Raw genomic sequence first — 25,057 nt, 5'->3', positions numbered from 1 at the left:
CCAACACAAAAACATGCCCCTAGCAACTGGCCAGTTCCCGTTTTAGCAAAGGTACCGCTTTACTAATTATTGATTCATCACTGCTTGATATTTATTGAGTTGTACTGGTGTCATAGGAGCAATCCTGGGTTATTCCAATCCCTACTAAAATATAAAATCTGATTATAGTGTTTCTTGTTAATACTGTTTTCACAGTAAGGCTTCTAATACCATTTACTAGCCATTGTTATAGTTTACCTAAGCAAAACAATACGATGATAACTGGACAAGTTATGAAGTTAGATTTTAAAAAGCCTGTTATTGCTATGGCAGCAGCGCTACTCTCTGTGCAGGCATACACCGCCGAACCCACGTCTAAAGTTGTCGCCACCGATGACATTGAATGGGGATACCTAAACCCATTGCGTGGCGAATTGAGCCCAGGGGCAGCCGATCTATGGGGGGATAGAACAAAAGACACCGCTACCGGTATGTTGGTTCGCTTCCGTAAAGGGTTTGAGTCACCGCCGCATATCCACAACATTACCTATCGTGGCGTGGTAATTGATGGCCTAATGCACAATGATGACCCAACGGCTGAAAAAATGTGGATGCCAACTGGCTCATTCTGGACGCAGCCCGCAGGTGAAGACCACACCACTGCCGCTAACGGCGAGATCAACCTTATCTACTTAGAGATTGATGAAGGCCCCTACCTTGTAAAGCCATCCAAAGAGAAGTTCGACAATGGTGAGCGCCCCTTGAACCTTCACAGGGATAACATTGTATGGTTAACCAACAATGACCTTCACGATATTGAAGCGGAAGGTGTTTTGTCTACCTACGTATGGGGAAGTACCTCAGCAATAGGTGGTTCAATGATAAAACTACCACCAGGCTTTGAAGGCAGTATATCGACCGAGGCCAGTGAGTTCCGTGCAGTTGTGATTGGAGGAGCACTGAGCTACGACTCCAAAGACCTCGAGACCGCAATTGTTCTAGGAGCAGGCAGCTACATCGAATCTACAGATAAGTTTACCCACAACATTTCAAATGTTGGTGATGAGGAGGTAACGCTGTACATCCGCACCGACGCGAAATACAACGTAAAATAACACTGACTCTTGGCTTGAGTGATTCAGCCACCTAGATTCCGAGATTAATGCCTGTTGCTTACTTTATCACCCTACTTAAAGATGAGTAGGGTGATTCAAGTTGCAATAATTAATTCAGCCTATGAAAAAACACTGACAGGGATTTGTTTTATCCTTCCAACCATTGTTTAATGAGCCAGCAGTAAAGAAAGAGGGCTCTATGGCTACCATCAAGGATGTCGCGAAAGAAGCGGGCGTTTCCGTCGCCACGACTTCAAGGGTGATCAACAACGCACCACACACCAGTGAAACGGCAATTAAAGCCGTGAAAGCCGCAATGGCAAAACTCGGATACCGGCCCAATGCCAATGCAAGGGCACTCGTGAGCAAATCGACCAACACCATTGGCGTTTTGGTCAATGATGTCTCTGCCCCCTTCTTCGGTACCATGGTCAAAGCCATCGATACCATCGCTAACCAAAATGAGAAACAGCTCCTTATTGGCAATGGCTACCACGACCCGGTAAAAGAGCGCAATGCCATTAACCTGCTGATCAACAGCCGCTGTGAATCCTTGGTCATTCACAGTAAAGGGTTGGGCGATCAGGAACTCATCGACTTAGCCAACGAAATCCCGGGGCTTGTGGTGATCAACCGCATCGTACCTGATATCGCCTCGCGCTGTATTTCTCTCGATAACCGCAAAGGCTCCTACCTTGCCACCGAGTACCTGATCCGCCATGGCCATAAGCATATTGGTTACTTGTGCTCAAGCCATGACATTGAAGATGCCAGGGACCGCAAGGCTGGCTACCTTGAAGCCCTCAAAGATCATGGCTTGGAGCCTAACGAAGAATACATCGAGTACGGTGAGCCGGATGAGCTTGGCGGTGAATACGCCATGACCAACCTGCTGTCGAAGAACCTGCCTGTCACGGCTGTGGCTACTTATAACGACTACATGGCTGCAGGTTGCTTGTCCGTACTGCATGAAAATAATCTGCGCATTCCAGAGGATATTTCGGTTATCGGCTTTGATGATGGCGATATTGCCCGATACGTCCACCCGAAACTCACTACCATCCGCTACCCTATCCAAGTAATGGCAGAGCAAGCAGCCAAGTTGTCATTGCAATTGGCAAGCGAGAATAAGCAAACCAACCAGGCAAGGCTATATAACCCGACATTGGTTCGCCGCTTATCGGTTGGTAAAGCGTCTCAATAGCGGCCCCAAGGCGCTAACACTACTAACATAGCCATACAAAAGCCCAAGTAACTTAATGCTACTTGGGCCAATCCCCTTCACATTCCCGTCAATTACCCCTAGAATTGCCAGCCAATTTCGATTTGGTATGTTAAGCATGAACCGCAAGAAGAAAATTAACGAAGCGCTGAAGAAAAAGCAGAAGAAAGCAAACGCCAAGTTGCATCGCAGCAACAAGCCGCGCTACATCTCCAAAGCTGAGCGCGCAAAGATGGAAGCAGAAGCCCAGCAGGCTGAGCAACCTGCCGAACAAGCACAAGAAGCAAGCGCAGCCGAAGACAATGCTGAAGCCAGTATCGTTAACACTGAAATCGATGGCGAAAAAGCGGGCGATAAAACCACTGAATAAGCCAGCTTGCTAAGCATCGTGCCTAGCGCATCCATTCGCGATGAAGCTGCTCGCTATCTCCCAGATAATCGAGCAGCCAATCAATCGCCGGGTTCTGGCTCTCTTTATTCCACGCCAAGCAGCATGGGCTGACCGGCGGTTTAACCGCTAACTGTTTCTCTACCAGCTCGCCACTTTCGATAAGCGGCAACGCCTTGTGCTCTGGCACGACACAGATCCCCAGCCCCGACTTCAAACATGACATGGCACTGTGCCAGTTTGGCACCATGATCCGCCGCTGGTTATCCATCAGCCAAGTCACCCGCTTAGGCAGTACCCTTGACGTATCTTCAAGGCATATCGCCGGGTATTCGATGAGCTCTTCCGCCTCAAGCGGATAGTCGGTTTGTGCCAGAGGATGATCAGGGCTAATCACAAAGCGCCACTCCAGCACCCCCATATCGCGATAATCAAAGTGACCACTAACAGGCACTGCCGCCGTTGCACCGATGGCAATATCAGCCCGACCATCAGACAAAGCATCCCATACCCCGTTGAACACTTCCATCGTCAGATGCAGTTCCATATCGGGAAACTGGCGGTAGAAATCACGCACCAGAGTATTTACCCGGCTCTCACGTACGACCGTATCCAATGCTACCGATACACTTTGCGACCAACCATTGGCAACTCGCTGGGTTTGCATTTTTAGCAGTTCCATTTGCTTAAGTAACGCCCTTGCCTCTTCAACAAAGAACTCACCAGCAGGGGTAAGTTGTACCTGGCGATGGAGCCGAACAAACAAATCGACCGCCAAGCGCTCTTCGATAACCCTAACGGTATAGCTAATGGCACTGGGTACTTTGTGCAATTCTTCAGCAGCTGCAGAAAAACTTCCTCTCCTCGCAACCACGTCTATCACTTGTAAATCATTATAAGAAAACATCAGCCCCTTCCTTTTTACCGTTCAGCACTCACATCCAACACAGTCAAAGCTGTTGATTTTTACAGTAATATTGCAACAAGTTGCTATTAATTCGCACCACCTGAACGATATTCAACCCAACACAGTGCACCATAGGTAAAACCATGATGGCGGTTAAAAAACATTCAAATCAAATTTTTTGAAAGTAATGTTTAAATTTTACCGTTTCACAGCACGAAAAACCATGTATAGACTTGCCGCAAAGTACAAAACAGTTAAAGAAATAAAAGCTATGACAAATCAACCTTCAAAAATGACAACCCTGTGGTTTGCATGTTTAAGTATGCTGGGCTTCCTGGCGACAGACATGTACCTCCCTGCTTTCGAAGTTATTCGAGAGGATTTTGATACATCACAATCACTTATCGGCCTGACACTGAGTATTTTCTTGTTGGGTATGGCACTTGGCCAGTTAATTTATGGCCCGCTGTCTGATCGAATTGGTCGTATCAAAGTGCAGATGGGTGGTATGGCACTATTCAGTGTCGCCTCTGTATTCTGTGCCTTTGCCCCAAACGTCGAATTGATGCTGGTAGCCCGTTTTGCACAGGCGCTAGGCGCATGTAGTGCAACAGTTATCTGGCAGGCCGTGGTGGTTGACCGTTACGAAGGCAAGGTCTCTGAGCGTGTTTTCGCCACCATTATGCCGTTGGTTGCGTTGTCCCCAGCTCTTGCTCCACTAGCTGGTGCGATGCTTGAGCACCAGTTCGGCTGGCGTAGTATCTTTGTTGCCCTCGTTGGTTTTGGTGCTGTTTTGTCCATCATGACATTAAAAGAAACTGAAAGTGCCAATTTGGACAAAAAACAAGAAAAAGTCTCAGTGCAATTGCGCCGCGATTATGCCCAGATCCTTAGTTCAAAAAAATTCATTGGTAACATGATTATCTTTGCTGCCTGTTCAGCTGCGTTCTTCGCATACCTTACAGGTTCACCATTTGTGATGGCAGCTATGGGATACTCCGGCGCAGATATCGGCCTGAGCTATGCACCACAGACTGTTGCTTTCATTATCGGTGGTTACGGTTGCCGTACCCTGCTAAACAAATACGACAGCCAGCAACTGCTACCTTGGATCCTAAAGCTGTTCTTTGCCAGCGTAACGGTGATGTTCATGATCTCATTGCAAACTGAGCCAACCACTATCTGGCCGATCCTGGTTCCATTCTGTTTCTTGGCAGTGGCGAACGGTGCTATCTACCCGCTAATCATCAGCAAAGCGCTGGAAGATTTCAAAAACTGTAGTGCAACAGCTGCTGGCCTACTGAACTTCCTGCAAACAATGGTGTGTTTTGCAGCAAGCGGCCTGGTATCAGCCTTTGCGGTATATGGCTTGATTACTGTGACGACAGCAATGTTCATTACAGGGTTTGTCGCGCTAATTGGTTACGCATTTGTGGTTAAAGCCCGCCGCGAAGAAACAGCGGCACTTGCCCAGACTGCATAATTCCATACTGCGCTAAACGCTAAATCTCTAAGGCCACTCTCGTAGTGGCCTTTTTTTGTTTAAATGCTTAAATATTCCACACCGCAAATCCGCACCAATATGCCATTTTCACATCTATCGCTCTAGCCACTTAAATACAGTGATTTAAATGGGGTAAAAGATAAAATTTAGAACATAAATCAAACAAAAATGTAACCTGTGGGATTTTTTATACATTTTTCTTGCATAAGATCTCACTCTGGGTAATATAAACCTCAAGTGACGATTAATGCAGTAAGTCAGCATGAGTATTCAAGTAAAGAGTGTTAATAAATTCTATGGTGATACCCAGGTTCTTCATGATGTTGAATTCACCTGTGGTAAAGGGGAAACCTTGGTATTGCTTGGCCCAAGTGGCGCCGGTAAAAGCTCTTTGCTAAGGGTGCTAAATTTGCTGGAGAACGCTAATAGCGGCCAGCTTCAGGTTGCCAACGAAGCCTACGACTTTTCAAAGTCTGTATGCGAGAAAGAAGCACTGAAACTAAGGCGCAAAGTCGGTATGGTGTTCCAACAATACAACCTATGGCCTCACCTCACGGTAATGGAAAACCTGATTGAAGCGCCGATTAAAGTTGCAGGTATCTCTAAGCAACAAGCCATTGACGAAGCCATGGCTCTTCTCACTCGTTTGCAACTAGCAGACAAAGCTGATGCTTGGCCGTTGCAACTCTCTGGTGGCCAGCAGCAGCGTGTTGCCATTGCCCGCGCACTGATGATGAAGCCTGAAGTGCTGTTGTTTGACGAACCAACGGCCGCACTCGACCCTGAAATTACCAACCAGGTTGTCAAAATCATTAACGACCTGAGTGAAACAGGCATTACCCAAGTTGTGGTGACCCACGAAGTGGACTTTGCCAAGAAAATCGCCAGCCACGTGTTGTACCTTGAAAAAGGTCGCATGGTGGAGCACGGCACCAAAGAGGCTTTCACAACCCCGGCGACCCCTGAGTTCGCTGAATACCTCACGCACTAAATTCAGTTACCGACCCAAGTGACTTGGGTATAAACATATTTCAGCATCACTGCCACGTGATGCTGCAGTTAACGACGCACGGAGTATCGCGATGAAAAAGATTGTATTGGCAACATTGATTGGTTTGGTTTCAGCTAATGCCGCAGCCCAAGAAGAAATTAAGTTTGCGATGGAAGCAACTTACGCCCCATTCGAATTCGTTGATGAGAATAACGAAATCCAGGGCTTTGATGTTGATCTCGCCAATGCACTGTGTGACGTGATTGAAGCTAAGTGTTCTTTCCACAACCAGCCATTTGATAGCCTGATCCCTGCGTTGAAATTCCGTCGTTACGATGCAGCAATCTCGGGTATTGATATTACTGAACAGCGCCAGCAAGTGGTCAACTTTACCGACGCATACTACGACAACTCAGCCGCTTTCGTTGCCCTTGATGGAAAAGTGGCAGACCAAGCTTCGCTTAAAGGCAAGCGTGTTGGTGTTCAGAACGGTTCAACCCACCAGAGCTACCTAACCGAACAACTTGACGGTGTGACCGCAGTACCATACGCCAGCTACCAGGACGCGTTCATCGATATGCAAAATGGCCGTATCGACTCTGTATTCGGTGATACTGCCGTGGTTGCCGAGTGGTTCAAAAAGAACGACAACCTGGTTTATGTGGGTGAGCAGGTGACCAATGCCAAATACTTCGGCAACGGTTTTGGTATCGCCATCAACAAAGACAACCAAGAGCTACTGGATAAGCTAAACACTGCACTGAAAACGGTTAAAGCAAATGGCCAGTACGACGAAATCTTCAACAAGTACTTCGGTGAGTAATTTATGGCGTTCTCAGGTTATGCTCTGACGCTACTTGAGGCTAGCTGGGTCACCATCCAGCTAAGCCTGGCCAGCGTCACTGTAGGATTGGTCTTGGCAGTTCTCTTTGCCAGTGGTGAGATGTCGCGCTTCCGTGCCCTTGCTTGGCCGACAACAGCGCTGGTCACCGTGCTTCGGGGCTTACCTGAAATATTGGTTGTACTGTTTATTTTCTTCGGATCTACGCAAGTACTGTTCTTGCTGACCGGTGATTTCATTGAAGTCAGCCCGTTTCTGTCTGGGGTGATTGCCCTCTCGCTTATCTTTGCTGCCTACGCCTCTCAAACATTGCGAGGCGCTCTCAAAGCTGTTCCTAATGGCCAGCGGGAAGCAGCAAGTGCATTGGGGATCAGCAAGTCACGGGCATTCTTCAAGATTGTACTGCCACAAGCCGTTCGCCACGCCCTACCCGGTCTGACCAACCAATGGCTAGTACTGTTAAAAGATACTGCCTTGGTCTCTCTGATTGGGGTGACCGATTTGCTCAAGCAGGCTCAGCTAACCGCAGCAGCCACCCACGAAAGCTTTACCTGGTATGCCTGCGCGGCAGCTGTGTATTTGGTCATCACCTTGATCACCCAGCGGGTCGTCAAGCAGCTGGACAAAAAATACAGCTTGCAGGATGGCCACTCAACATCGGGCAAATCAGCTAAAGCAAAAGTGACTAAAGCAAATGCATTGGAAGGAGCTAGCGCATGAATGAGCAACACGTTTGGCAACTTCTCGATGGCTTAGTTGTTAGCCTTGAACTGACCGCGGTCTCCTTGTTGGTTGGCTGTACCTTGGCGTTATTGATGACATTGACGCTGATTCTCAAAACGCCAGGCCTGCACTGGCTAAGCCGCGGCCTCATTACCTTGTTTACCGGTACTCCCCTGTTGGTACAGATCTTTTTGATTTACTACGGTCCAGGACAATTTGAGTGGGTACGGGAAAGTATTTTATGGAACTGGCTGAGCCAACCTTGGTTCTGCGCCATGCTTGCCCTAGCGCTTAATACCGCAGCATATAGTACCCAGTTGTTCAAAGGCGCCTTCAATGCTATCCCTTCCGGCCAATGGCAGGCATGCAAAGCATTGGGAATGAATACTAAAGCGACCTTGGGTGTATTGCTGCCGTATGCGATTCGCCGAGCGGTCCCAGCCTATTCCAACGAAGTGATTTTGGTTTTTAAAGGCACCTCGCTGGCCAGTACCATCACCATTATGGATATCATGGGCTATGCTCAGCGGATCAACGCCCAAACCTACGATACCTTAATGGTCTTCAGTGTCGCAGGGGCTTTCTACCTAACAGTCAATGGCATGCTTACCCTGGTTTTCCGTCAGGTTGAGAAGAAAGCCCTCGCTTTCGAGACGGCGAGATAAGATCTGAAACTTCAAATCTTCATTTATTAAAAGCTGGTTCATACCAGCTTTTTTATTCCTCAAACTCACTCCTCAAAATCCCAATCTGTAATAAATCACTTCAAATCAAATCCGCACTGAAACAGTTTTGATATTAATTTTATCGCTATAAACATGAGTATTGGATATGTATGAAATCACCCTTTAATTTACATGGTTAATATTTATATAGATCTAGATCACACTTTATTTCGATCAACTTCTCGGCAAATCAATAAAAAATGCTCTTTCGTCACGTCAATCAGATCAATATCGCAACCAAATTTAAATTAATTTAACAAAATAGAAACACAAAGAGCTATTAATAATTCTTCACAACCACCCATAAATAGTTATATAAAATCGCATCCCATTCATCTTTCCGTTACAGATCAAAAAAGAATTAATAAGGTAAAACCAATAGCTTTTGCCCAATTGAATCACCACGAAAATATATCTTAAGATCCCTTTAAAACATTTGTTAACACTTTTCCTTTTAGCTCAATTAACAAAGTAGAACGGGTAGATATATGAACAATGGAATCAGCACAGCTGCTAAGGATGAAAAGCAGCGTGAGTGGCGTGCTTTCTTTTTCATCACAGTTTTCCTCTTTCCCATCCTCAGTGTTGCCGCCGTCGGTGGCTACGGCTTTTTCGTTTGGATGATGCAGGTCTTCTTCTTGGGGCCTCCAGGCCATATGGGATAAAGCCTAAATAACAACAATCTAATAACCACACATTGAGTACACAACATGAAAGCATTTCTAATTAAAGCTTGGCAGACTTTCTCTCGGCCAAGTGTTCATATCAGCCTCGGGGTATTAACCCTTGGTGGCTTTATCGCAGGGGTTATTTTCTGGGGTGGTTTCAATACCGCGCTTGAGGTGACCAATACCGAAGAATTCTGTATTGGCTGCCACACCATGGAAAATAACGTATACCAAGAGCTACAAGAAACCGTGCACTGGAAAAATACGTCCGGCGTTCGTGCAACCTGCCCTGACTGTCACGTTCCACACAATTGGACTGACAAGATCGCCCGTAAAATGCAAGCCAGCAAAGAAGTGTTCGCCCAAGTATTCGGTGATTTAGACACCAAAGAAAAATTCGAAGAACGCCGCGTTGCTCTGGCCCAGCATGAATGGGATCGATTCTCTGCCAATAAGTCGTTGGAATGTAAAAACTGCCACAACTACGACAGCATGGATTTCGATAACATGCGCCCAACAGCTCGCATCCAAATGAAGCAAGCGGCTGAGCGTGACCAAAGCTGTGTGGATTGCCACAAAGGAATTGCCCACAACCTACCGAAAAACATGGACAGCTCTGGTGGCATGATCGGTGAGCTTGAGCAGCTAGCGTCAAACACCAAGTTCGAAACAGGCCAAGAATATGTCAGCGTACGCCATTTGCCGCTTTACGAAGAAAAAGAGCTAACCACAGAAGCTGGTCTGCTAAACCCTGCATCTTCCGTCAAAGTCATCGATCAATCCGCCGATGCCATCGAAGTAGAAGTCTCTGGCTGGCGCAAAGACAAAGGCTTTGGTCGTGTTATCCAGGAAGATTTCGGTATGAACATCGCCGTCGCTTCCCTGCTGAAAGAGTCTGCCACCAATGATCAGGTTGTCGAGAAATTCGAGCGCAAAGAAGATGACCTCACCGGCCTTCCTTGGCAGCGCGTTACCGCCAAAGTGTGGATGAAAAAAGAAGCCTTGATGGCCGACGTTCAGCCTATCTGGGAGAAAGCAAAACAGTCCTACAACACCAACTGTTCTGTGTGCCACACCCAGCCGGATGAAGCGCACTTTGATGCCAACACCTGGCCAGGCATGTTCAACGGCATGATGGCCTTCGTTAACTTCGATACCGACAGCAAAGCCTTGGTGCTGAAGTACCTACAGAAACACTCATCTGATTTTGCAGATGGCCACCACTAAGCGATTGATGGAGTAATTGACTATGTCTGTAAGCAGAAGACGTTTCCTACAAGGTATGGTAGCGACCAGCGCCGCATCAGTGATTGGCCCTAGCCTGCTAGGTGCAAACAAAGCGATGGCCGCTGAAACCATAGGAACCTGGAAAGTATCAGGCTCTCACTGGGGTGCATTCCGCGCCCATATCTACGGCGGTAAGCTACAAGAAATCAAACCGCTGGAGCTGGATAAGCACCCAACCGAGATGCTTAACGGCATCAAGGGGATCCTTTACAGCCCATCGCGTGTGCGCTACCCGATGGTTCGCCTCGACTGGCTGAAAAAACACAAATACAGTGCCGAGACCCGTGGTAACAACCGTTTTGTCCGCGTTACCTGGGATGAAGCGATTGACCTGTTCTACCGCGAACTGGAGCGTATTCAGAAAGATTACGGCCCATGGGCACTACACGCTGGTCAAACTGGCTGGCGTCAAACCGGCCAGTTCCACAGCTGTGGTAACCACATGCAGCGTGTTGTCGGCATGCACGGTAACTACATCAAAAAAGTCGGTGACTACTCTACCGGTGCCGGCCAAACCATCCTGCCGTATGTATTAGGCTCCACCGAAGTGTATGCGCAGGGTACCTCTTGGTCTGAAATCCTTGAACACAGTGACAATATTGTTCTTTGGGCTAACGATCCGGTGAAAAACCTCCAGGTTGGTTGGAACTGTGAAACTCACGAGTCATTCGCCTATTTGGAGAAACTGAAAGAGAAAGTCGCCAATGGCGAAATCAATGTGCTTTCCGTTGACCCGGTGAAGAACAAAACCCAGCGTTACCTCAACAACGACCATATGTACATCAACCCACAAACTGATGTGGCGTTTATGCTGGGTGTCGCGCATACCCTGTACACCGAAGAGCTTTACGACAAAGACTTCATCAAGATGTACTGTTTGGGCTTTGATGACTTCATCCAGTATGTAATGGGTGAAACCAAAGACAAGATCGAGAAAGACCCAGAATGGGCAGCTGAGATCTGTGGCGTGTCTGCCGATAAGATCCGCGAATTTGCCCGCATGCTGGTTAACGGCCGTACCCAGATGCTATTTGGCTGGTGTATCCAGCGTCAGGAGCACGGCGAGCAACCATACTGGATGGGGGCAGTTATTGCAGCGATGGTCGGTCAAATTGGCCTGCCTGGCGGTGGTATCTCTTACGGCCACCACTACAGCTCAATCGGTGTGCCTTCAACAGGTTTTGCGGCGCCAGGCGGTTTCCCACGTAACCCAGACGAAGGCCAAAAGCCTAAGTGGGATAACAAAGACTTCAACGGCTACAGCAGTACTATTCCGGTTGCACGCTGGATTGACTGTTTGCTCGAGCCAGGCAAGCAAATCCGCTACAACGGTTCAAAAGTGACCCTGCCAGACTACAAGATGATGGTGATCAGTGGCTGTAACCCTTGGCACCACCACCAGGATCGCAACAAGATGAAGAAAGCCTTCAAGGCGCTTCAAACTGTGGTCACCATAGACTTTGCATGGACAGCGAGCTGCCGCTTCTCGGATATCGTACTGCCTGCTTGTACCCAGTGGGAACGTAACGATATCGATGTGTATGGCTCATACAGTGGCCGTGGCTTGATTGCGATGCAAAAGCTGGTTGACCCACTGTTCCAGTCAAAAACTGACTTCGAAATAATGACTGAAGTAGCCCGCCGTTTCGGTCGCCACAAAGAATACACCCGTGGTATGGATGAGATGGAATGGGTTCGCCAGCTTTACAGCGAATGCCGCGACGCCAACAAGGCGAAATTCGACATGCCAGAATTCGATGAGTTCTGGGACAAAGGCTATTTCGATGCCGGTACAGGCAAACCTTGGGTTCGCCATGCCGACTTCCGTGAAGATCCAGAGATCAACCCACTGGGTACGCCATCAGGCTTTATCGAAATCACCAGCCGTAAGATTGACCGCTTTGACTACGAGCACTGCCAGGGCCACCCAATGTGGTTCGAGAAGAGTGAACGTTCGCACGGTGGCCCGGGCTCAGACAGACACCCATACTGGCTGCAGTCTTGCCACCCAGACAAACGCCTGCACTCGCAGATGTGTGAGTCGGAAGACTTCCGTGCCACCTACGCTGTACAAGGCCGTGAGCCGATCTACATCAACCCGAAAGATGCTGCAGCCAAAGGCATTCAGAATGGTGATTTGGTTCGCGTCTACAACGACCGTGGCCAGCTGTTAGCGGGGGCTGTGTTAACAGACAGCTACGCACCGGGCGTAGTTCGTATCGAAGAAGGCGCATGGTATGGTCCTCTAAGTGAGAAAGAAGGCGCGATGGATACCTACGGCGATCCAAACACCCTGACTCAGGATATTCCGTCTTCTGAACTGGCTCAGGCAACCAGTGCCAACACCTGTCTGGTTGAGTTCGAGAAGTTCACAGGCATCGTTCCGCCAGTAACGTCATTCGGCGGGCCGATTGAAGTGAGTTAATTCTCACTGGCAGTAAAATAAACTAAGGGGAGTTGCCAATGGCTACTCCCCTTTTCTTTGTTCATAGTATTGCTTTGTTCATAGCATTTAACTGGTAACGGTTACACCATTCCTTCTTATTGATTTTATTGGCCATGTGCTTTAGTTCTAATTCTTTTTCTGCTTTGTTGTTGCACCTGTTACACAGTCGGTGTTTAATAAGCGCCAAGTATGATTTGAGCTAGGATGTGTAGCCATGGCTACGATTAAGGATGTGGCCAAACTGGCCGGTGTTTCTGTTGCAACGGTATCACGTGTAATCAATAAATCCCCTAAAGCCAGTAAAGCATCGATTTCGTCTGTCACACAGGCGATGAAAGAGCTTGGCTACCGCCCCAATGCCAATGCAAGGGCACTTGTCAGCCAATCCACCAATACCGTCGGTGTGGTGGTCGGCGATGTTTCTGATCCCTTCTTTGGCTCTATGCTCAAAGCTATCGATCAGATCGCGCGGCAAAACGGCAAACAAATTCTTATCGGCAATGGCTATCACAACGCTGTGACCGAAAAAGAAGCCATAGAGCTATTGATTAACAGCCGCTGTGAATCCCTGATCATCCACAGCAAAGGGCTGAGCAACCAAGAGCTGATTGATTTTGCCAATGAGGTACCGGGCATGGTGGTGATCAACCGCTACATACCCGAAATAGCCCATCGCTGTATTGCACTCGATAACCACAAGGGCTCCTACCTGGCAACCGAATACCTGATCAAAAGTGGCCACCAGCAGATCGGCTATGTCTGCTCGAACCACGACATTGAAGATACCGAGCAACGCCGTGCCGGATACCTTGATGCCCTGCGTGCTTATAACCTGCCAACCGATGACAACTACATCGAATACAGCTCACCCGATGAAGCCGGTGGCGAGCATGCGATGACCAACTTGCTTTCCAAAAACCTCCCGATCACCGCTATTGCAGCCTACAACGACAACATGGCTGCTGGTTGTTTATCTGTGCTGGAAGAAAATGGTATTACCCCACCGCAAGATATCTCTCTGATCGGTTTCGATGATGGTATCATCGCTAAATATTTGAGCCCGAAACTGACCACGGTGCGCTACCCGATCAACATCATGGCAGAACAAGCGGCGAACCTTTCGCTCTCTCTCGCCAAAGGTGATGAAAACAAGGCGTGTACCCGGATGTTTGTCCCTACCCTAGTACGCCGCTTGTCCGTCGCTCAAAAGTAAAAAGCAATAAGAGGAATGTATGCTTAATCTCGAAAAACAGTTGGCTTTTATCAATGAACTGGATCGCCTAAAAGCGGTATACCGCAAAACCATGGTCAAGCCTGATAACAACCGCCAGGAAAACAGTGCTGAGCACAGCTGGCACATTGCCCTTATGGCACAAGTCTTAAAAGACTACATTGAAGAGCCAGTGGATGTGAATCGTGCGGTCATGATGCTGCTGATCCATGACATTGTTGAGATAGATGCCGGTGATACTTTTGCTTTCGCTGAGCAGCATGAGCTGGACGGCCAAGAAGAGAAAGAAATCGAAGCGGCCAACCGTTTGTTTGGCCTACTACCAGAAGCACAATTTGTCGAAATGAAAGCATTGTGGATCGAGTTTGAGAAAGCCCAAACCGCTGACGCTCGCTTTGCTAAAGCCATGGATCGCATCTTGCCGCTTATCCAGAACATGTCCAATGAGGGTGGCAGCTGGGTTAAACACACAGTGACCAAGCAGCAGGTGCTTAAGCGTAATGAGTACCTGGAAAAAGTCACACCCAAGCTATGGCAATACGCTTGCGAGCAGATCGACCTTGCAGTAAAGAATGGCTGGCTTGTCGACAACTGATATCGGCATAATAAAGACTTGATGACAAAGGCCGTGGAGATTTGAGCAATCTTCACGGCCTTTTGTTTATACCCATGTAGCTTGAGTAAATTAAGTCACTGACACAGTGTTTACAGGCATGACTTATGAGAAATTCCTTTTCTCTACACTCCATACTGTTATGTGTTTACTTATCTTTGTTGATCAGCGCCGTTTTATAGGCAAGGTTACCTTCTTGATCCATTGCCCTGAACTTCACACTACCAGAACGGTTAGATGCAACAGTCACAAAAGCCCGACCATGTTCATCGGTGGTGAAAGTACCAGAACCTGGAACATTGGTTGTAATTTGCACATTGCTCGCGGGTGATCCGTTTTCGCTGACTTTGACCCATGCTCCCTCGTTTTGCGGAGTCACTCTAAGGTTTAAATCGGCCATCACTGGTGCGCTTAGTAATACAGTTGCTGCGATCATAGTACCTGTAAGCTTAAGCATATCTTTTCTCCTTGAAATATTTTGTTTGGGTTCGGAGTTAATTTAGCTAGAGCATCAAGATAAAGAAACATTAAGAATTAAACATGTCGTTCGAATTATTCGAACATGATTTTTCGCCCTGACATTAGTTTACGATTACGCACAGACCGTTTACCATTGGCACAAATAGCTGGATTTTCTTTGTTATCAGAACAATGCATCACTAAACCACGCATTTAGACAATAATAACTTCTCAACAACTTTATTTCTCTACCCTACATGTTTAAGCTATAGAGCATAAGACATAACAAAGTTATATAAGTCGTTCAATTTCTCAAAACTGATACAAGTTATCGGTAAATTAAGGTAAATAACCGTCAATTAAACGGTATTTTATTGATGTATAGTGAATTTATTTTACACTATTTTATAAAGTTAACCGACGTTATATAAACTAAAAGTCATAGCTTAAACTCACCGTGCTGTATAACTCATCATTGCTCTGAACGGAGGCCACAGTCGAATTGTAGATATATTCTAAATCCAGTTGCAAAGAGACATCTTCCATCAACTGATTTTTGACAAACACTTTCAGGTTGGTCGACGTATTTGCCTCACCGTAGTCGACACCAAGGCGGCCTCCAAGCTCAAACCTGTCGTTGATTTTGGTGTTTGCCTCAACAAAAGCATTCGCTATAACTTCATCTTCGTTCTTTTTGGGGAAATCCGGGTCGAAAGACTGGCGCTGCGAGAATCGGTAACCCGGACCGGCACCAATGTCTAGCTTGCTATCACCCGTATCAATTAACGTTGCACCAAAGCCCGAGGCAATAGTGAGCAGATGGCGGTATGTCGCGAACTGGTCGTGTTCATATTTACTGTTACCGTAAATAAACCACGCATCATTAACGAAATGGCGTAAACCGTAGCTGAGGTTGTACTTATTAGTCCCATCTTCGCCTTCACTCGAGCTGGTATAATAGGTGTAAAATTCACCCTTCTGCTGCCAGTCGTTAAAGTCGTAAGCAAGGCTAGCCCCGAAGTTAACAGACAACGAGCTAGTAGTAGTTTCGGTAAATATAAAGCCCAGTTTGGCATTGCCACTCCAGGGGCCCGACTCTTCATCTTCACCGGCATGCACCACCACAGAGTGAGAGGTAAAAAGAATAACGGATAGCGCTATAACAACCTGCGATTTCATATTCCCCGACAACCTTAAGCAACCAAACTAAACGCCCCATTGTATGAAGCAAAATACTGCAATTGTCAGCGAAATGTTATTAAATTATAAAATATGAGGCAGAAAACACCCGAAAAATCATCATATAAATATCACCCTGCCAGAATATTTAGCTGATGAATTTCTCGCCCTTATATTTGGTTATCCAAATGTGCCCCCTCATCACATTTCCTGCAGTTAAGCAGGTAGCCTTTCATTTTTTCACGCCCAACTTCGGTTATTGGTTATTACCCACGGACGACAAATAAAAGGAGGCTGGTGACGCACATGCTGATTGTGGCCGCATGCTAACTCGGCCACCCAGTGGTTTTCTTCGTCTTTATGATAACCGGTAATCGGTTGGTCCATTACTTGTGCCTATTTTCGATCAGCTGGATGGTTAACACCATCATTAGTCACCACATCACCTAGGTCAAATGGATTGACGCCTTCCAGGCATCCTATGTTATAGCCATATTCTTCAGGGTTTGAGCGTCTCTGATGGTGAGTATATATGCCACACTCAGAACAAAAGTAGTGTTTAGCAGTATGGGTATTGAATTGATAGAGCTTGAGAGTATCTTGCCCTTTGACAATTCGGATACCATCAGGCTTTACCGAACCCACTATCGCCCCTTTACGGCGGCATATGGAGCAATCACAGCGGCGGGGTTTCTCTATCCCATTGGGTAAGCTCAATTCCAATTCAACAGCGCCGCAATGGCAGGTTGCTTTATGCTTGGGTTGGATTTCCGTCTCACCAACTTTTCTAATCATCTTTCTTCCTTGTGCTGTATTACTTATGGTGCATTCCTTGTTGCATAGCTACCGCTCTAGTCGATCACTAAGCTACCATCGTCATTGAATTCCCAGCAGTCACCATAGGCCACTTCCCACAGATACCCGTCCGGGTCAGAGAAATAGCCACTGTAGCCACCCCAAAACACATCTTGTGCCTGCTTCTCGATTTTCCCGCCTGCGTTTTCAGCCAAGCTTAATACCGCATCGACCTCTTGTTTAGAACGAGTATTGTGGGCCAGGGTGATACCGGAGAAACCCTTTTTTACTGCTTTAAAATCAGGTGATACATCCTCGGCCAAGGCGTCCAATGGATAGAGCGCCAAGCATACCCCACCAGTTTTAAAGAAAATGATGCCATCTTCCGGTGTTTTCGATGATGGAAAGCCGAGTTTGGTGTAAAACGCAAACGACGCTTCAAGATCTTGAACGCCTAATGTAATGATACTGATCCGAGGTTCCATAATGTCTCAACTCCTCTAATTTGCACGATTCCCAACATGACAAAATTGTCATGTTAGCGTCCGGTTTTGGTCACCGTCAGTTCGGTATTCTCTATCTCGTAAAGTCAAACACTGAAGAGGACACCACTATGAAATCACTTAAAACTATCGCTGCTGCAACCACACTTGTACTGTTTAGCTTACCATCAATGGCGTCAACTCCGCTGGTTGCTGGTAGCAAATACAGCGTACAAAGCAATGACCGAGTCGTAAGCACTCAAACTTTTGAGACAAAAGAAGCCGCCTACGCTGAAGGCCAACATGTATTGAATGTATTGGAAACCAGCAAGCCTGCTGAACTACACAAAATGCTACGCGTTATGGCGTGGGGCCCGAAAGAAATTTCTAGCCTACGCATCCAAGATAATGGCTATGTCACCGTTGATGAAATGATGGGCTCAGATGGAAATGTCGAATACCGTGCAAACGTCAATGTACGCTTCGAGCACTTCCGCTACGATAATAGCTAATTGGTATTACTTATCCCCCTGAATGTACTTGAAAAGCTGAACGCGCACTATGTAGCATTAAGGGTTGAGGGAACCAACCCTAAAGGGCATGAACAAAAGAGGCTCAAGGTAAAAATGAAGTTACTGCTGATTGAAGATGAACCCAAAACCGGCGAATACCTTCGAAAAGGGCTCACCGAAGCAGGCTATATTGTAGACCTCTCATCAGACGGCGTTGATGGCCTCTACCAGGCCACCAGCGCCAACTATGACCTCATTGTACTGGATGTCATGCTGCCCCAGCTCAATGGCTGGCAAGTGCTAACTACACTGCGAGCCAGTAACATAGAAACACCCGTCATTATGCTGACCGCCAGAGATCAGGTCGAAGACCGGGTGAAAGGCCTCGAACTGGGTGCGGACGATTACATCGTTAAGCCTTTTGCCTTTGTTGAGCTGGTCGCTCGCATTAAAAATACCCTGCGCCGCAAGCAGCCCTCACCTTCTAAAGAACTCGCCCTGGAAGTCGCTAACCTGCATCTCGATTTGCTCAAACGACGCGTATCCCGGGAAGGTGATAGTATCACCCTCACCGCCAAAGAGTTTTCTCTACTTGAACTGTTAATGCGCCGTCAGGGTGAAGTGCTGTCCCGCTCAGAAATTGCCTCTATTGTGTGGGATATGAATTTTGACAGTGATACAAATGTTATTGATGTTGCGGTCAAGCGTCTGCGTGGGAAAATTGACAAAGGCTACGAGCCCAAACTGATCCATACAATCCGTGGAATGGGGTACATGCTAGATGAACAAGGTTAGAAGAAACACTATGTTCAACTCAATGTCATCGAAGCTCATTGTTTCCTTTTTTACCGCCTCTATTATTGTTTTATTTGCATTGAGCGCTACCACACTCTATCACCTCAAGCGTCACTTCTACGCCCAAGATCAGTATACGATTGAGCAAAAATTCAAAACCATCAATATCCTGCAACTGCAAAATGACTTTATTGCCAAATACGGTACTTTCTTTGAATTGGGCGAGAACAAACTTTGGTTAATCGATAACAGCACCAAGGAAGTCATTTATCAAACGGAACCCATTGACCTGCCAGAAGCCTTTTTCCTTAACCGTGATACGCAAGCAGAAGAGTGGCAAGATGGTAATGATCGCTACCGGGCTTTTCGCTTTGCCGTTGAAAAAGAGCGCAATGTTGATGTCATTCTAGGATTAAACATTAATCACCAGCTCATATTCCTCAATAGTTTTACTGAGGTACTTTTCTGGACCACACTATTCGCCAGTATGGTCAGTGGCTTTCTTGGCTGGTTGATTGTTCGAAGAGGTATGCGGCCAGTGAAACATCTCGAAGAGCACATGCAGCAGATCTCTACAGAAAAACTGGACTTGCGCATTGAGCCAGCGCTTTTTCCCAGCGAACTGCAGCAGCTCGTGATTGTCTCGAATGACATGTTGTCTAGGCTAGAGAAAGAGTTCGAGCGGTTATCCGAATACTCCTCTGATATCGCCCACGAGCTCCGTACCCCGATTAGCAATATGATGACCCAAACCCAGGTGATCCTCGCCCACCCGCGTACTACCGAGGAATACCAAGAAAGCCTGATCTCAACCTCGGAAGAACTGAGTCGGTTAACCAAAACCATTACGGACATGCTCTACCTTGCCAAGTCTGAACACAACCTATTGCAAACCGCTAATGAAGATATTGACCTCCAGCCACTGATTGAAGATTTAGCTGAGTACTATGAATTGGCTGGAGATGAGAAAGGTGTGACGATCAACCTATCTGGCTCAGGGGTGGTTCACGGTGATAAAGAAATGCTCAAGCGCGCCCTCGGTAACCTGATATCCAACGCGGTCAGGCACAGTGAGTGTAACGAGGCGATCAATGTCCAAATCAGTGAATTAAACAATACAACCAAGGTTGCAGTCATCAATAAGGGAGATGACATTCCCGCGGAGTATCTACCCTATATCTTCGAACGTTTTTATAGAGTGGATAAAGCGCGCATGCACAGGGCCACTGCCGGCGCGGGGTTAGGATTAGCCATCGCCCGATCAATCGCCAAAATTCATCATGGTGATATTCTGGTACGTTCTGACAATGGCATCACCAGTTTTATATTGTCGGTGCCAAAATAAACCCACGCTAATGCGTGGGCTTGAATAATCAGCAGAGATAAAACTCGCTATGAAGCCAGGTAAGGTTAACCTATCTGCTCACCATTGGACTCAATCACTTTTTGATACCAGTAGAAACTATCTTTTTTATAGCGTTTCAGCTCTTTCTCGCTCTCTTCGTCACGGTCGACATAGATAAAGCCATAGCGCTTGGCATAACCATTTAGCCAGCTGAACAAGTCTTGGCACGACCAAGTGCAGTAGCCGATAACCTCACAGCCATCATCGATAGCATCAGAAATAGCTTCGACATGGCGGCGAAGGAAGTCAATGCGGTAGTCATCATGCACCCTTCCCTCTTCGGTCAGGGTATCGTAGGCACCAAGGCCGTTTTCGCTAATAAGGATTGGCAACTCATAGCGAGAAGTAATACGGCGCAGCGCAACACGCAGACCGTTGGGATCAATCGCCCAGTTCCAGTCTGTCATATCCAGATATTCGTTATCTGCACGGGCAAATAGTTTATCCGTTGGGATATCACTGATTTCTGATACCACCGACACTTGGGATGCATTACCTGTCTGGGCTGTTTTTTGTTTATTCTCTGCGGCAACGAAGGTTGCAGACTGGTAATAGTTCAAGCCCATGAAATCACACACGCCATTAGCCAAAAGCTCTTTGTCACCTGGCTGGAAATCAATATGGATATTCAATTTCTCCAGCCGCTTAAGCGCAATCTTCGGGTAACGCCCCTTCGCATACACATCCATCCAGAACAGGTCTTGCAATTCCTGGGCATCTTCCGCCGCAATGACATCTTCCGGTTTCGCCGATTGGGCATAGGCTGGGCTGTAGGCAAAGCTGGCACCAATTTGGGCATTGATCCCCATCTCGCGGAACTTCTTCACCGCACTGGCATTAGCAAGGTTGGCAATATGGTTGGCATTGATAAAGCGCTGGAAATCAGAGACTTTTGGCGGGTGAATCGCTTGCAGGTAACCTAGGCTGGTAAAGATATTTTGCTCATTTAAGCTGACCCAGTACGGGACTTTGTCACCGTATTCTTCGAACAGTACTTCACAGTAGCGGGTAAAGTCTTCAATGATCTCTCGGCTTTCCCACCCTTGGTATTCTTCTTGTAACGCCTGCGGTAAATCCCAGTGGTAAACCGTCAAAATTGGGGTGATACCATTGGCAATCAGGGTGTCGATAACTTTATGGTAGAACTCGACGCCTTGCGGGTTAACTGTACGTCCGTCAGACATGATTCGAGGCCAAGACACTGAAAAGCGGTAAGCCTGAAGCCCCATTTCTTTCATCAGCGCAATGTCTTCTTCAAAACGGTGGTAGAAGTCTATCGCTACCTCCCCCGTGGTGTTTTTGAAGGTGTTGCCCGGCACTCGAGAGTACACATCCCAGATCGAATCGCCCTTTCCATCTAGGTTTGCAGCCCCTTCAATCTGGTACGCTGCCGATGCACTTCCCCACAAAAAGCTTTCTTGAAAACTCATAACTCACCCTATGAACGAACGCCCCTGTAATCCACCTTAGTGGCCAAGGTAACCGATTTAATGTTTACACCACACTAAACAAAACCATATGGTTTTACAGCCAACAAAAGCCATAAATCAGACCTGAATCACAATAAGTTTTGGATTCAGCGCTGTGCGCAAATCAAAATTAAGGTATTCTGCTCCACAGCCCCCCTGTATGAGTAAAAACAATAATGAGCAAATATAAGGATATCTATCAGCAGCTTAAGACTCGTATTGATTCTGGTCAGTACTGTGCTGCAGAAAAACTCCCTGAGGGAAGAAAACTCGCGGCCGAGTTCGAGTGCAGTGAGATCACCCTCAAAAAAGCGATGGATATACTGGTAAAAGAAGGCATTGTTGTACGAAAAAGAGGCTCGGGGTCATTTATCAAGAGCACGCCGCCTCAACAGCCTGACACTCATTTGCAAGGGACTAAGTTGCGATATAAAGGGACGGGAAAAGAAGTTACGACAGAAGTAAAGATATTTAGGGTTATTGAAGCCAATGCCGATACGGCAGAACTGGTATGCGGAAGCGTTGGTGAACACCTTTTTGAAATCATCAGGGTGAGATCAATCGACGATCAACCCTCCATTATTGAATATACCTATATGCCCGTAGCAGTGGTACCGGGACTCACCTTAGAGCAAGCAGAGGATTCCATTTACGGTTACATCACCGATACCCTTAAGCAAGGGATCCATAGCGCTAACCTGACGATCACCATAGATCAAGCAAACGACCAAGAAAGCCAATGGCTCGCGATTGCTGAAAACGAGCATCTGGTCAATGTTGCCCAACGCGCCTACTTAGACAACGGTCAGCTTTTTGAGCACTCTGTCGCCAAGCACACCTGTGAATCCTTCAAGTTGTCGACCACCTATGTGAAGTCGGTTCAGTTGAGATAACTTTTGCTTTAATCGATAGCGCCTAACGATTCAGGCGCTTGAAGTAACCAATGACTTTAAAAGTAGCCAGAACAAACTTCTTTCCTCGACTCTACACGACAAGCAAAAAATCCCCCCCCGCACAAAAGTCAAATTACAGCGCGGTTCAGTGAATAAAACCCTATTGAGCCCACCTTTATTTTGCGCCGAGCAATAAAAACTCTATATACCCAAGCTACTTCAAGAGGCAGGTTCAGCGAGATTTTTTAAGTTTATAGACAAGGCATTGTTTTGAAGATCTAGTGGCTCTAAATCAAGAAACAATAACGCGGTATAGAAGCTTAAAAACTCGCCCTTCGGGAGGGTGTCAGCCCATTCACTTCTTCGTTGAAGCTTTTTGAAAGGGAATGCCATTCCTGCAAACCTTCGCCTTGTATTGAATGCGCTGACAACCCTCTGAATCCTGCACCTTGAGGTAACTTGGGTATATACGGTTCAGGCTGTATAAATATCAAGCAATTCATGTTGGCATTGCTAGACTCATATAAGTTGAGCTGTAACTTTATAAATTACTTACATTTTGTGGGGACATGGAGGAAACCATGAACGCTCTATCAATTAAGCAACGCTTGATGCTGATCATCCTGATCGCGGTAGTATCCCTCATCTCAGCCACCTTACTTGCGCTCTTTGACAAAAGAGATAGCATGCTCGGTGAACGTAAGCACCAAATTCAAGTCCTTGTCGAGTCTGCTGATACGCTTGTCTCGGCTCTCTATCAGCAAGCGCAACAAGGTGAAATAACCAACCAGGAAGCCCAGCAAAGAGCGATCTCTGCGCTCGATGCCATGCGTTACGGCGACAACGGATACTTTATGGTGTATGACATGAACAGCACCATGGTGCACCACCCTATCAGCCCCGATCTGAATGGGCGGGATCTGTCTGAGCTAAAAGATATCAACGGGGTACGTATAGTCAGTGAGCAAGTTGCCGCAGCGAGGCAAGGCGGGGGGTTTGTGTCTTACCATTGGCAAAAAGCCGGCCCAGATGAAACCCCCTACCCTAAAATCGCCTATTCGCTTCCCTTCGAGCCTTGGGGTTGGGTACTTAACACTGGCTTGTATGTCGATGATGTTGATACTGTTTTTTACCAAAACATGCGAGACTTTGTTGGTTTGATTGCTTTACTGACTAGCGCGCTAATTGTCATCTCTTTCTACATTACCAAAAGCATTACCACGCCACTTTCTCATTTACAGACTTTATTTAAGCAAGCTGAAACTAACTTAGATCTTACCGCTAGGGTATCGACACAGGGTAAAAATGAAATTGCTGACGTCGGCCTTGCTTTCAACAGCCTAATGGCAACTTTTGAACATACATTACAAACGATCCAAAACGGGGCAAAAGCGCTTAACCAAGAAGCCTCTAGGCTGGAAACACTGTCAAACCATATTGTTGTGGCCTCCAACCAGCAGTCAGATGACACAGGCTCAATAGCGGCCTTGATTGAACAATTTAGCCAAAGTATCCATACCATTTCTACTGATGCCGATAAGATTAAATCCTTATCTAATGAAAGCGGTGAACAAGCCGATATAGGGACATCGACGATGCGGCTTGCCATTAACGACCTTGGTGAAATGTCTGAAAAATCAAGATTGTCCAGCGAGGCGGTATCGAACCTTGACCAGCACTCAAAAGAAATCGAAGGCATTGTCAGTGTCATCAATGATGTCGCTGAACAGACTAACTTATTGGCACTGAATGCGGCGATAGAGGCAGCTCGTGCAGGCGAACAAGGACGCGGGTTCGCTGTCGTTGCTGATGAAGTCAGGAACCTTGCTGTGCGCACCTCCGACTCAACGAAGCAAATAGCCACAACCATTCAAGAGCTTCGCTCTGGCATCGAATCAACCGTACACCATATCGAGGAAAGTACATTATCAGTCACGCAGAACATGTCGAAAACCAAGGACGTAGAGAGCAAAGTGAGTGCAATGCATCAAATATCCCAGCGTCTTATGCATTTAGTCGATGAAGTATCATGCTCTTTGCATGAGCAGTCCAGCGCGAACCAAGAACTAGCTGAACGGATACAGCAGATAGCTGAAATGGCCTCGGCCAACCAGCTATCTGCAACGGACGTACAGGAAGCTGCAAAGGGAATGAAAGGTTTGGTCAGTGATTTCCATGGCTCTGTCGATAAGTTCAAGCTGTTTTCCAGCTAAGGTGTTTCCTGGCAAATAATCGCCAAATATAAGCCCTGCATGGCAGGGCTTTAACTTCTATCAAGAAATAAAACTCAAGACACTCTTTTCAGCGGCCTCGCTTTCAACGGCTTAGCTTTCAACACCTGCTACATAGGCGATATAAATAGCAACTATATTGATAGTTCTTCAGTGTTGAACAGGAAGGAGGTGATTGCGGTTGGCTTTGCGAGACA

25 protein-coding genes are annotated in these 25,057 nt (G+C 46.9%); 18 read left to right on the top strand and 7 right to left on the bottom strand.

Annotation, left to right across the window (positions count from 1 at the left end):
- Positions 1 to 272 precede the first annotated feature (272 nt).
- The 3 genes from ACXAGQ_RS14130 to ACXAGQ_RS14120 all read left to right on the top strand — a co-directional run bounded on the left by ACXAGQ_RS14130 (position 273) and on the right by ACXAGQ_RS14120 (position 2,686).
- Positions 273 to 1,094 carry a DUF4437 domain-containing protein gene (locus ACXAGQ_RS14130; RefSeq protein WP_475254557.1) on the top strand — a complete coding sequence of 274 codons (822 nt, stop codon included), beginning with the start codon at positions 273 to 275 and terminating at the stop codon, positions 1,092 to 1,094.
- Between the two features lie 199 nt (positions 1,095 to 1,293).
- The gene (locus tag ACXAGQ_RS14125) at positions 1,294 to 2,298 is read left to right on the top strand and encodes a substrate-binding domain-containing protein (RefSeq protein ID WP_475254556.1); all 1,005 of its coding nucleotides are present in this window, start codon (positions 1,294 to 1,296) and stop codon (positions 2,296 to 2,298) included.
- 136 nt (positions 2,299 to 2,434) lie between these two features.
- Positions 2,435 to 2,686: a DUF2986 domain-containing protein gene (locus ACXAGQ_RS14120; protein WP_475254555.1), complete on the top strand. Its 252-nt coding sequence runs from the start codon at positions 2,435 to 2,437 to the stop codon at positions 2,684 to 2,686.
- Between the two features lie 22 nt (positions 2,687 to 2,708).
- Here the strand turns inward: ACXAGQ_RS14120 and punR are convergent, their stop codons facing one another.
- Positions 2,709 to 3,611, bottom strand: coding sequence for a DNA-binding transcriptional activator PunR (gene punR, locus ACXAGQ_RS14115; protein ID WP_317521880.1), 903 nt, complete (start codon positions 3,609 to 3,611; stop codon positions 2,709 to 2,711).
- A 271-nt stretch (positions 3,612 to 3,882) separates the two neighbouring features.
- On the opposite strand from punR, the gene punC reads away from it, so the two are divergent.
- From punC to ACXAGQ_RS14065, 10 genes are all read left to right on the top strand, one after another.
- Positions 3,883 to 5,094 carry a purine nucleoside transporter PunC gene (punC, locus tag ACXAGQ_RS14110; protein WP_475254554.1) on the top strand — a complete coding sequence of 404 codons (1,212 nt, stop codon included), beginning with the start codon at positions 3,883 to 3,885 and terminating at the stop codon, positions 5,092 to 5,094.
- 283 nt (positions 5,095 to 5,377) lie between these two features.
- Positions 5,378 to 6,106, top strand: a complete 729-nt coding sequence (gene artP / locus ACXAGQ_RS14105; RefSeq protein ID WP_475254552.1) for an arginine ABC transporter ATP-binding protein ArtP — start codon at positions 5,378 to 5,380, stop codon at positions 6,104 to 6,106.
- 91 nt (positions 6,107 to 6,197) lie between these two features.
- The gene (locus ACXAGQ_RS14100) at positions 6,198 to 6,929 is read left to right on the top strand and encodes a lysine/arginine/ornithine ABC transporter substrate-binding protein (RefSeq protein ID WP_475254550.1); all 732 of its coding nucleotides are present in this window, start codon (positions 6,198 to 6,200) and stop codon (positions 6,927 to 6,929) included.
- A 3-nt stretch (positions 6,930 to 6,932) separates the two neighbouring features.
- The gene (artQ, locus tag ACXAGQ_RS14095) at positions 6,933 to 7,667 is read left to right on the top strand and encodes an arginine ABC transporter permease ArtQ (RefSeq protein ID WP_475254548.1); all 735 of its coding nucleotides are present in this window, start codon (positions 6,933 to 6,935) and stop codon (positions 7,665 to 7,667) included.
- The gene (gene artM / locus ACXAGQ_RS14090) at positions 7,664 to 8,335 is read left to right on the top strand and encodes an arginine ABC transporter permease ArtM (RefSeq protein ID WP_475254547.1); all 672 of its coding nucleotides are present in this window, start codon (positions 7,664 to 7,666) and stop codon (positions 8,333 to 8,335) included. The genes artQ and artM overlap by 4 nt, the downstream gene beginning before the upstream one ends.
- Positions 8,336 to 8,883: 548 nt before the next feature.
- Entirely contained in the window at positions 8,884 to 9,060 is a 177-nt protein-coding gene (gene torE / locus ACXAGQ_RS14085; RefSeq protein WP_475241425.1) for a trimethylamine N-oxide reductase system protein TorE, read from the top strand.
- 45 nt (positions 9,061 to 9,105) lie between these two features.
- Positions 9,106 to 10,290 (top strand): pentaheme c-type cytochrome TorC, encoded by a 1,185-nt coding sequence (gene torC, locus ACXAGQ_RS14080; RefSeq protein ID WP_475254545.1) that lies wholly within the window; start codon positions 9,106 to 9,108, stop codon positions 10,288 to 10,290.
- 22 nt (positions 10,291 to 10,312) lie between these two features.
- Complete coding sequence (torA, locus tag ACXAGQ_RS14075) at positions 10,313 to 12,775, top strand: trimethylamine-N-oxide reductase TorA (RefSeq protein WP_475254543.1); 2,463 nt, start codon at positions 10,313 to 10,315, stop codon at positions 12,773 to 12,775.
- Between the two features lie 235 nt (positions 12,776 to 13,010).
- Positions 13,011 to 14,009 carry a substrate-binding domain-containing protein gene (locus ACXAGQ_RS14070; RefSeq protein ID WP_475254542.1) on the top strand — a complete coding sequence of 333 codons (999 nt, stop codon included), beginning with the start codon at positions 13,011 to 13,013 and terminating at the stop codon, positions 14,007 to 14,009.
- 19 nt (positions 14,010 to 14,028) lie between these two features.
- Positions 14,029 to 14,622, top strand: a complete 594-nt coding sequence (locus ACXAGQ_RS14065; protein WP_475254541.1) for an HD domain-containing protein — start codon at positions 14,029 to 14,031, stop codon at positions 14,620 to 14,622.
- Positions 14,623 to 14,788: 166 nt separating this feature from the next.
- On the opposite strand, the gene ACXAGQ_RS14060 is transcribed toward ACXAGQ_RS14065, so the two are convergent.
- The 5 genes from ACXAGQ_RS14060 to ACXAGQ_RS14040 all read right to left on the bottom strand — a co-directional run bounded on the left by ACXAGQ_RS14060 (position 14,789) and on the right by ACXAGQ_RS14040 (position 17,558).
- The gene (locus ACXAGQ_RS14060) at positions 14,789 to 15,097 is read right to left on the bottom strand and encodes a hypothetical protein (RefSeq protein WP_107300471.1); all 309 of its coding nucleotides are present in this window, start codon (positions 15,095 to 15,097) and stop codon (positions 14,789 to 14,791) included.
- A 434-nt stretch (positions 15,098 to 15,531) separates the two neighbouring features.
- Positions 15,532 to 16,278, bottom strand: coding sequence for a DUF481 domain-containing protein (locus ACXAGQ_RS14055; protein WP_475254540.1), 747 nt, complete (start codon positions 16,276 to 16,278; stop codon positions 15,532 to 15,534).
- A gap of 240 nt (positions 16,279 to 16,518) precedes the next feature.
- Positions 16,519 to 16,665 carry a DUF3565 domain-containing protein gene (locus tag ACXAGQ_RS14050; RefSeq protein ID WP_475254539.1) on the bottom strand — a complete coding sequence of 49 codons (147 nt, stop codon included), beginning with the start codon at positions 16,663 to 16,665 and terminating at the stop codon, positions 16,519 to 16,521.
- Positions 16,666 to 16,674: 9 nt separating this feature from the next.
- On the bottom strand, positions 16,675 to 17,073 hold the full coding sequence (locus tag ACXAGQ_RS14045; RefSeq protein WP_475254538.1) for a GFA family protein: 399 nt from the start codon (positions 17,071 to 17,073) through the stop codon (positions 16,675 to 16,677).
- Between the two features lie 56 nt (positions 17,074 to 17,129).
- A complete protein-coding gene (locus tag ACXAGQ_RS14040; RefSeq protein ID WP_475254537.1) occupies positions 17,130 to 17,558 on the bottom strand; it encodes a VOC family protein in 429 nt (142 codons plus the stop codon).
- Between the two features lie 128 nt (positions 17,559 to 17,686).
- On the opposite strand from ACXAGQ_RS14040, the gene ACXAGQ_RS14035 reads away from it, so the two are divergent.
- The 3 genes from ACXAGQ_RS14035 (at position 17,687) to ACXAGQ_RS14025 (ending at position 20,207) form a co-directional block, all read left to right on the top strand.
- On the top strand, positions 17,687 to 18,067 hold the full coding sequence (locus tag ACXAGQ_RS14035; RefSeq protein WP_475254536.1) for a DUF3316 domain-containing protein: 381 nt from the start codon (positions 17,687 to 17,689) through the stop codon (positions 18,065 to 18,067).
- Between the two features lie 114 nt (positions 18,068 to 18,181).
- A complete protein-coding gene (locus ACXAGQ_RS14030) occupies positions 18,182 to 18,862 on the top strand; it encodes a heavy metal response regulator transcription factor (RefSeq protein ID WP_475254535.1) in 681 nt (226 codons plus the stop codon).
- Between the two features lie 10 nt (positions 18,863 to 18,872).
- The gene (locus ACXAGQ_RS14025; RefSeq protein WP_475254534.1) at positions 18,873 to 20,207 is read left to right on the top strand and encodes a heavy metal sensor histidine kinase; all 1,335 of its coding nucleotides are present in this window, start codon (positions 18,873 to 18,875) and stop codon (positions 20,205 to 20,207) included.
- Positions 20,208 to 20,272: 65 nt separating this feature from the next.
- Here ACXAGQ_RS14025 and ACXAGQ_RS14020 read toward each other — a convergent pair whose 3' ends face one another.
- Positions 20,273 to 21,697: a glycoside hydrolase family 1 protein gene (locus ACXAGQ_RS14020; RefSeq protein WP_475254533.1), complete on the bottom strand. Its 1,425-nt coding sequence runs from the start codon at positions 21,695 to 21,697 to the stop codon at positions 20,273 to 20,275.
- A 215-nt stretch (positions 21,698 to 21,912) separates the two neighbouring features.
- On the opposite strand from ACXAGQ_RS14020, the gene ACXAGQ_RS14015 reads away from it, so the two are divergent.
- Entirely contained in the window at positions 21,913 to 22,629 is a 717-nt protein-coding gene (locus ACXAGQ_RS14015; protein ID WP_475254532.1) for a GntR family transcriptional regulator, read from the top strand.
- Positions 22,630 to 23,210: 581 nt separating this feature from the next.
- The gene (locus tag ACXAGQ_RS14010; RefSeq protein ID WP_475254531.1) at positions 23,211 to 24,842 is read left to right on the top strand and encodes a methyl-accepting chemotaxis protein; all 1,632 of its coding nucleotides are present in this window, start codon (positions 23,211 to 23,213) and stop codon (positions 24,840 to 24,842) included.
- The last annotated feature ends 215 nt before the right edge of the window (positions 24,843 to 25,057 follow it).

The sequence above is a fragment of the Photobacterium sp. ABD4_091 genome, from assembly GCF_056160145.1.
Note: the sequence above shows the minus strand (reverse complement) of the source record. Positions and strands in the feature narration are given on the sequence as shown.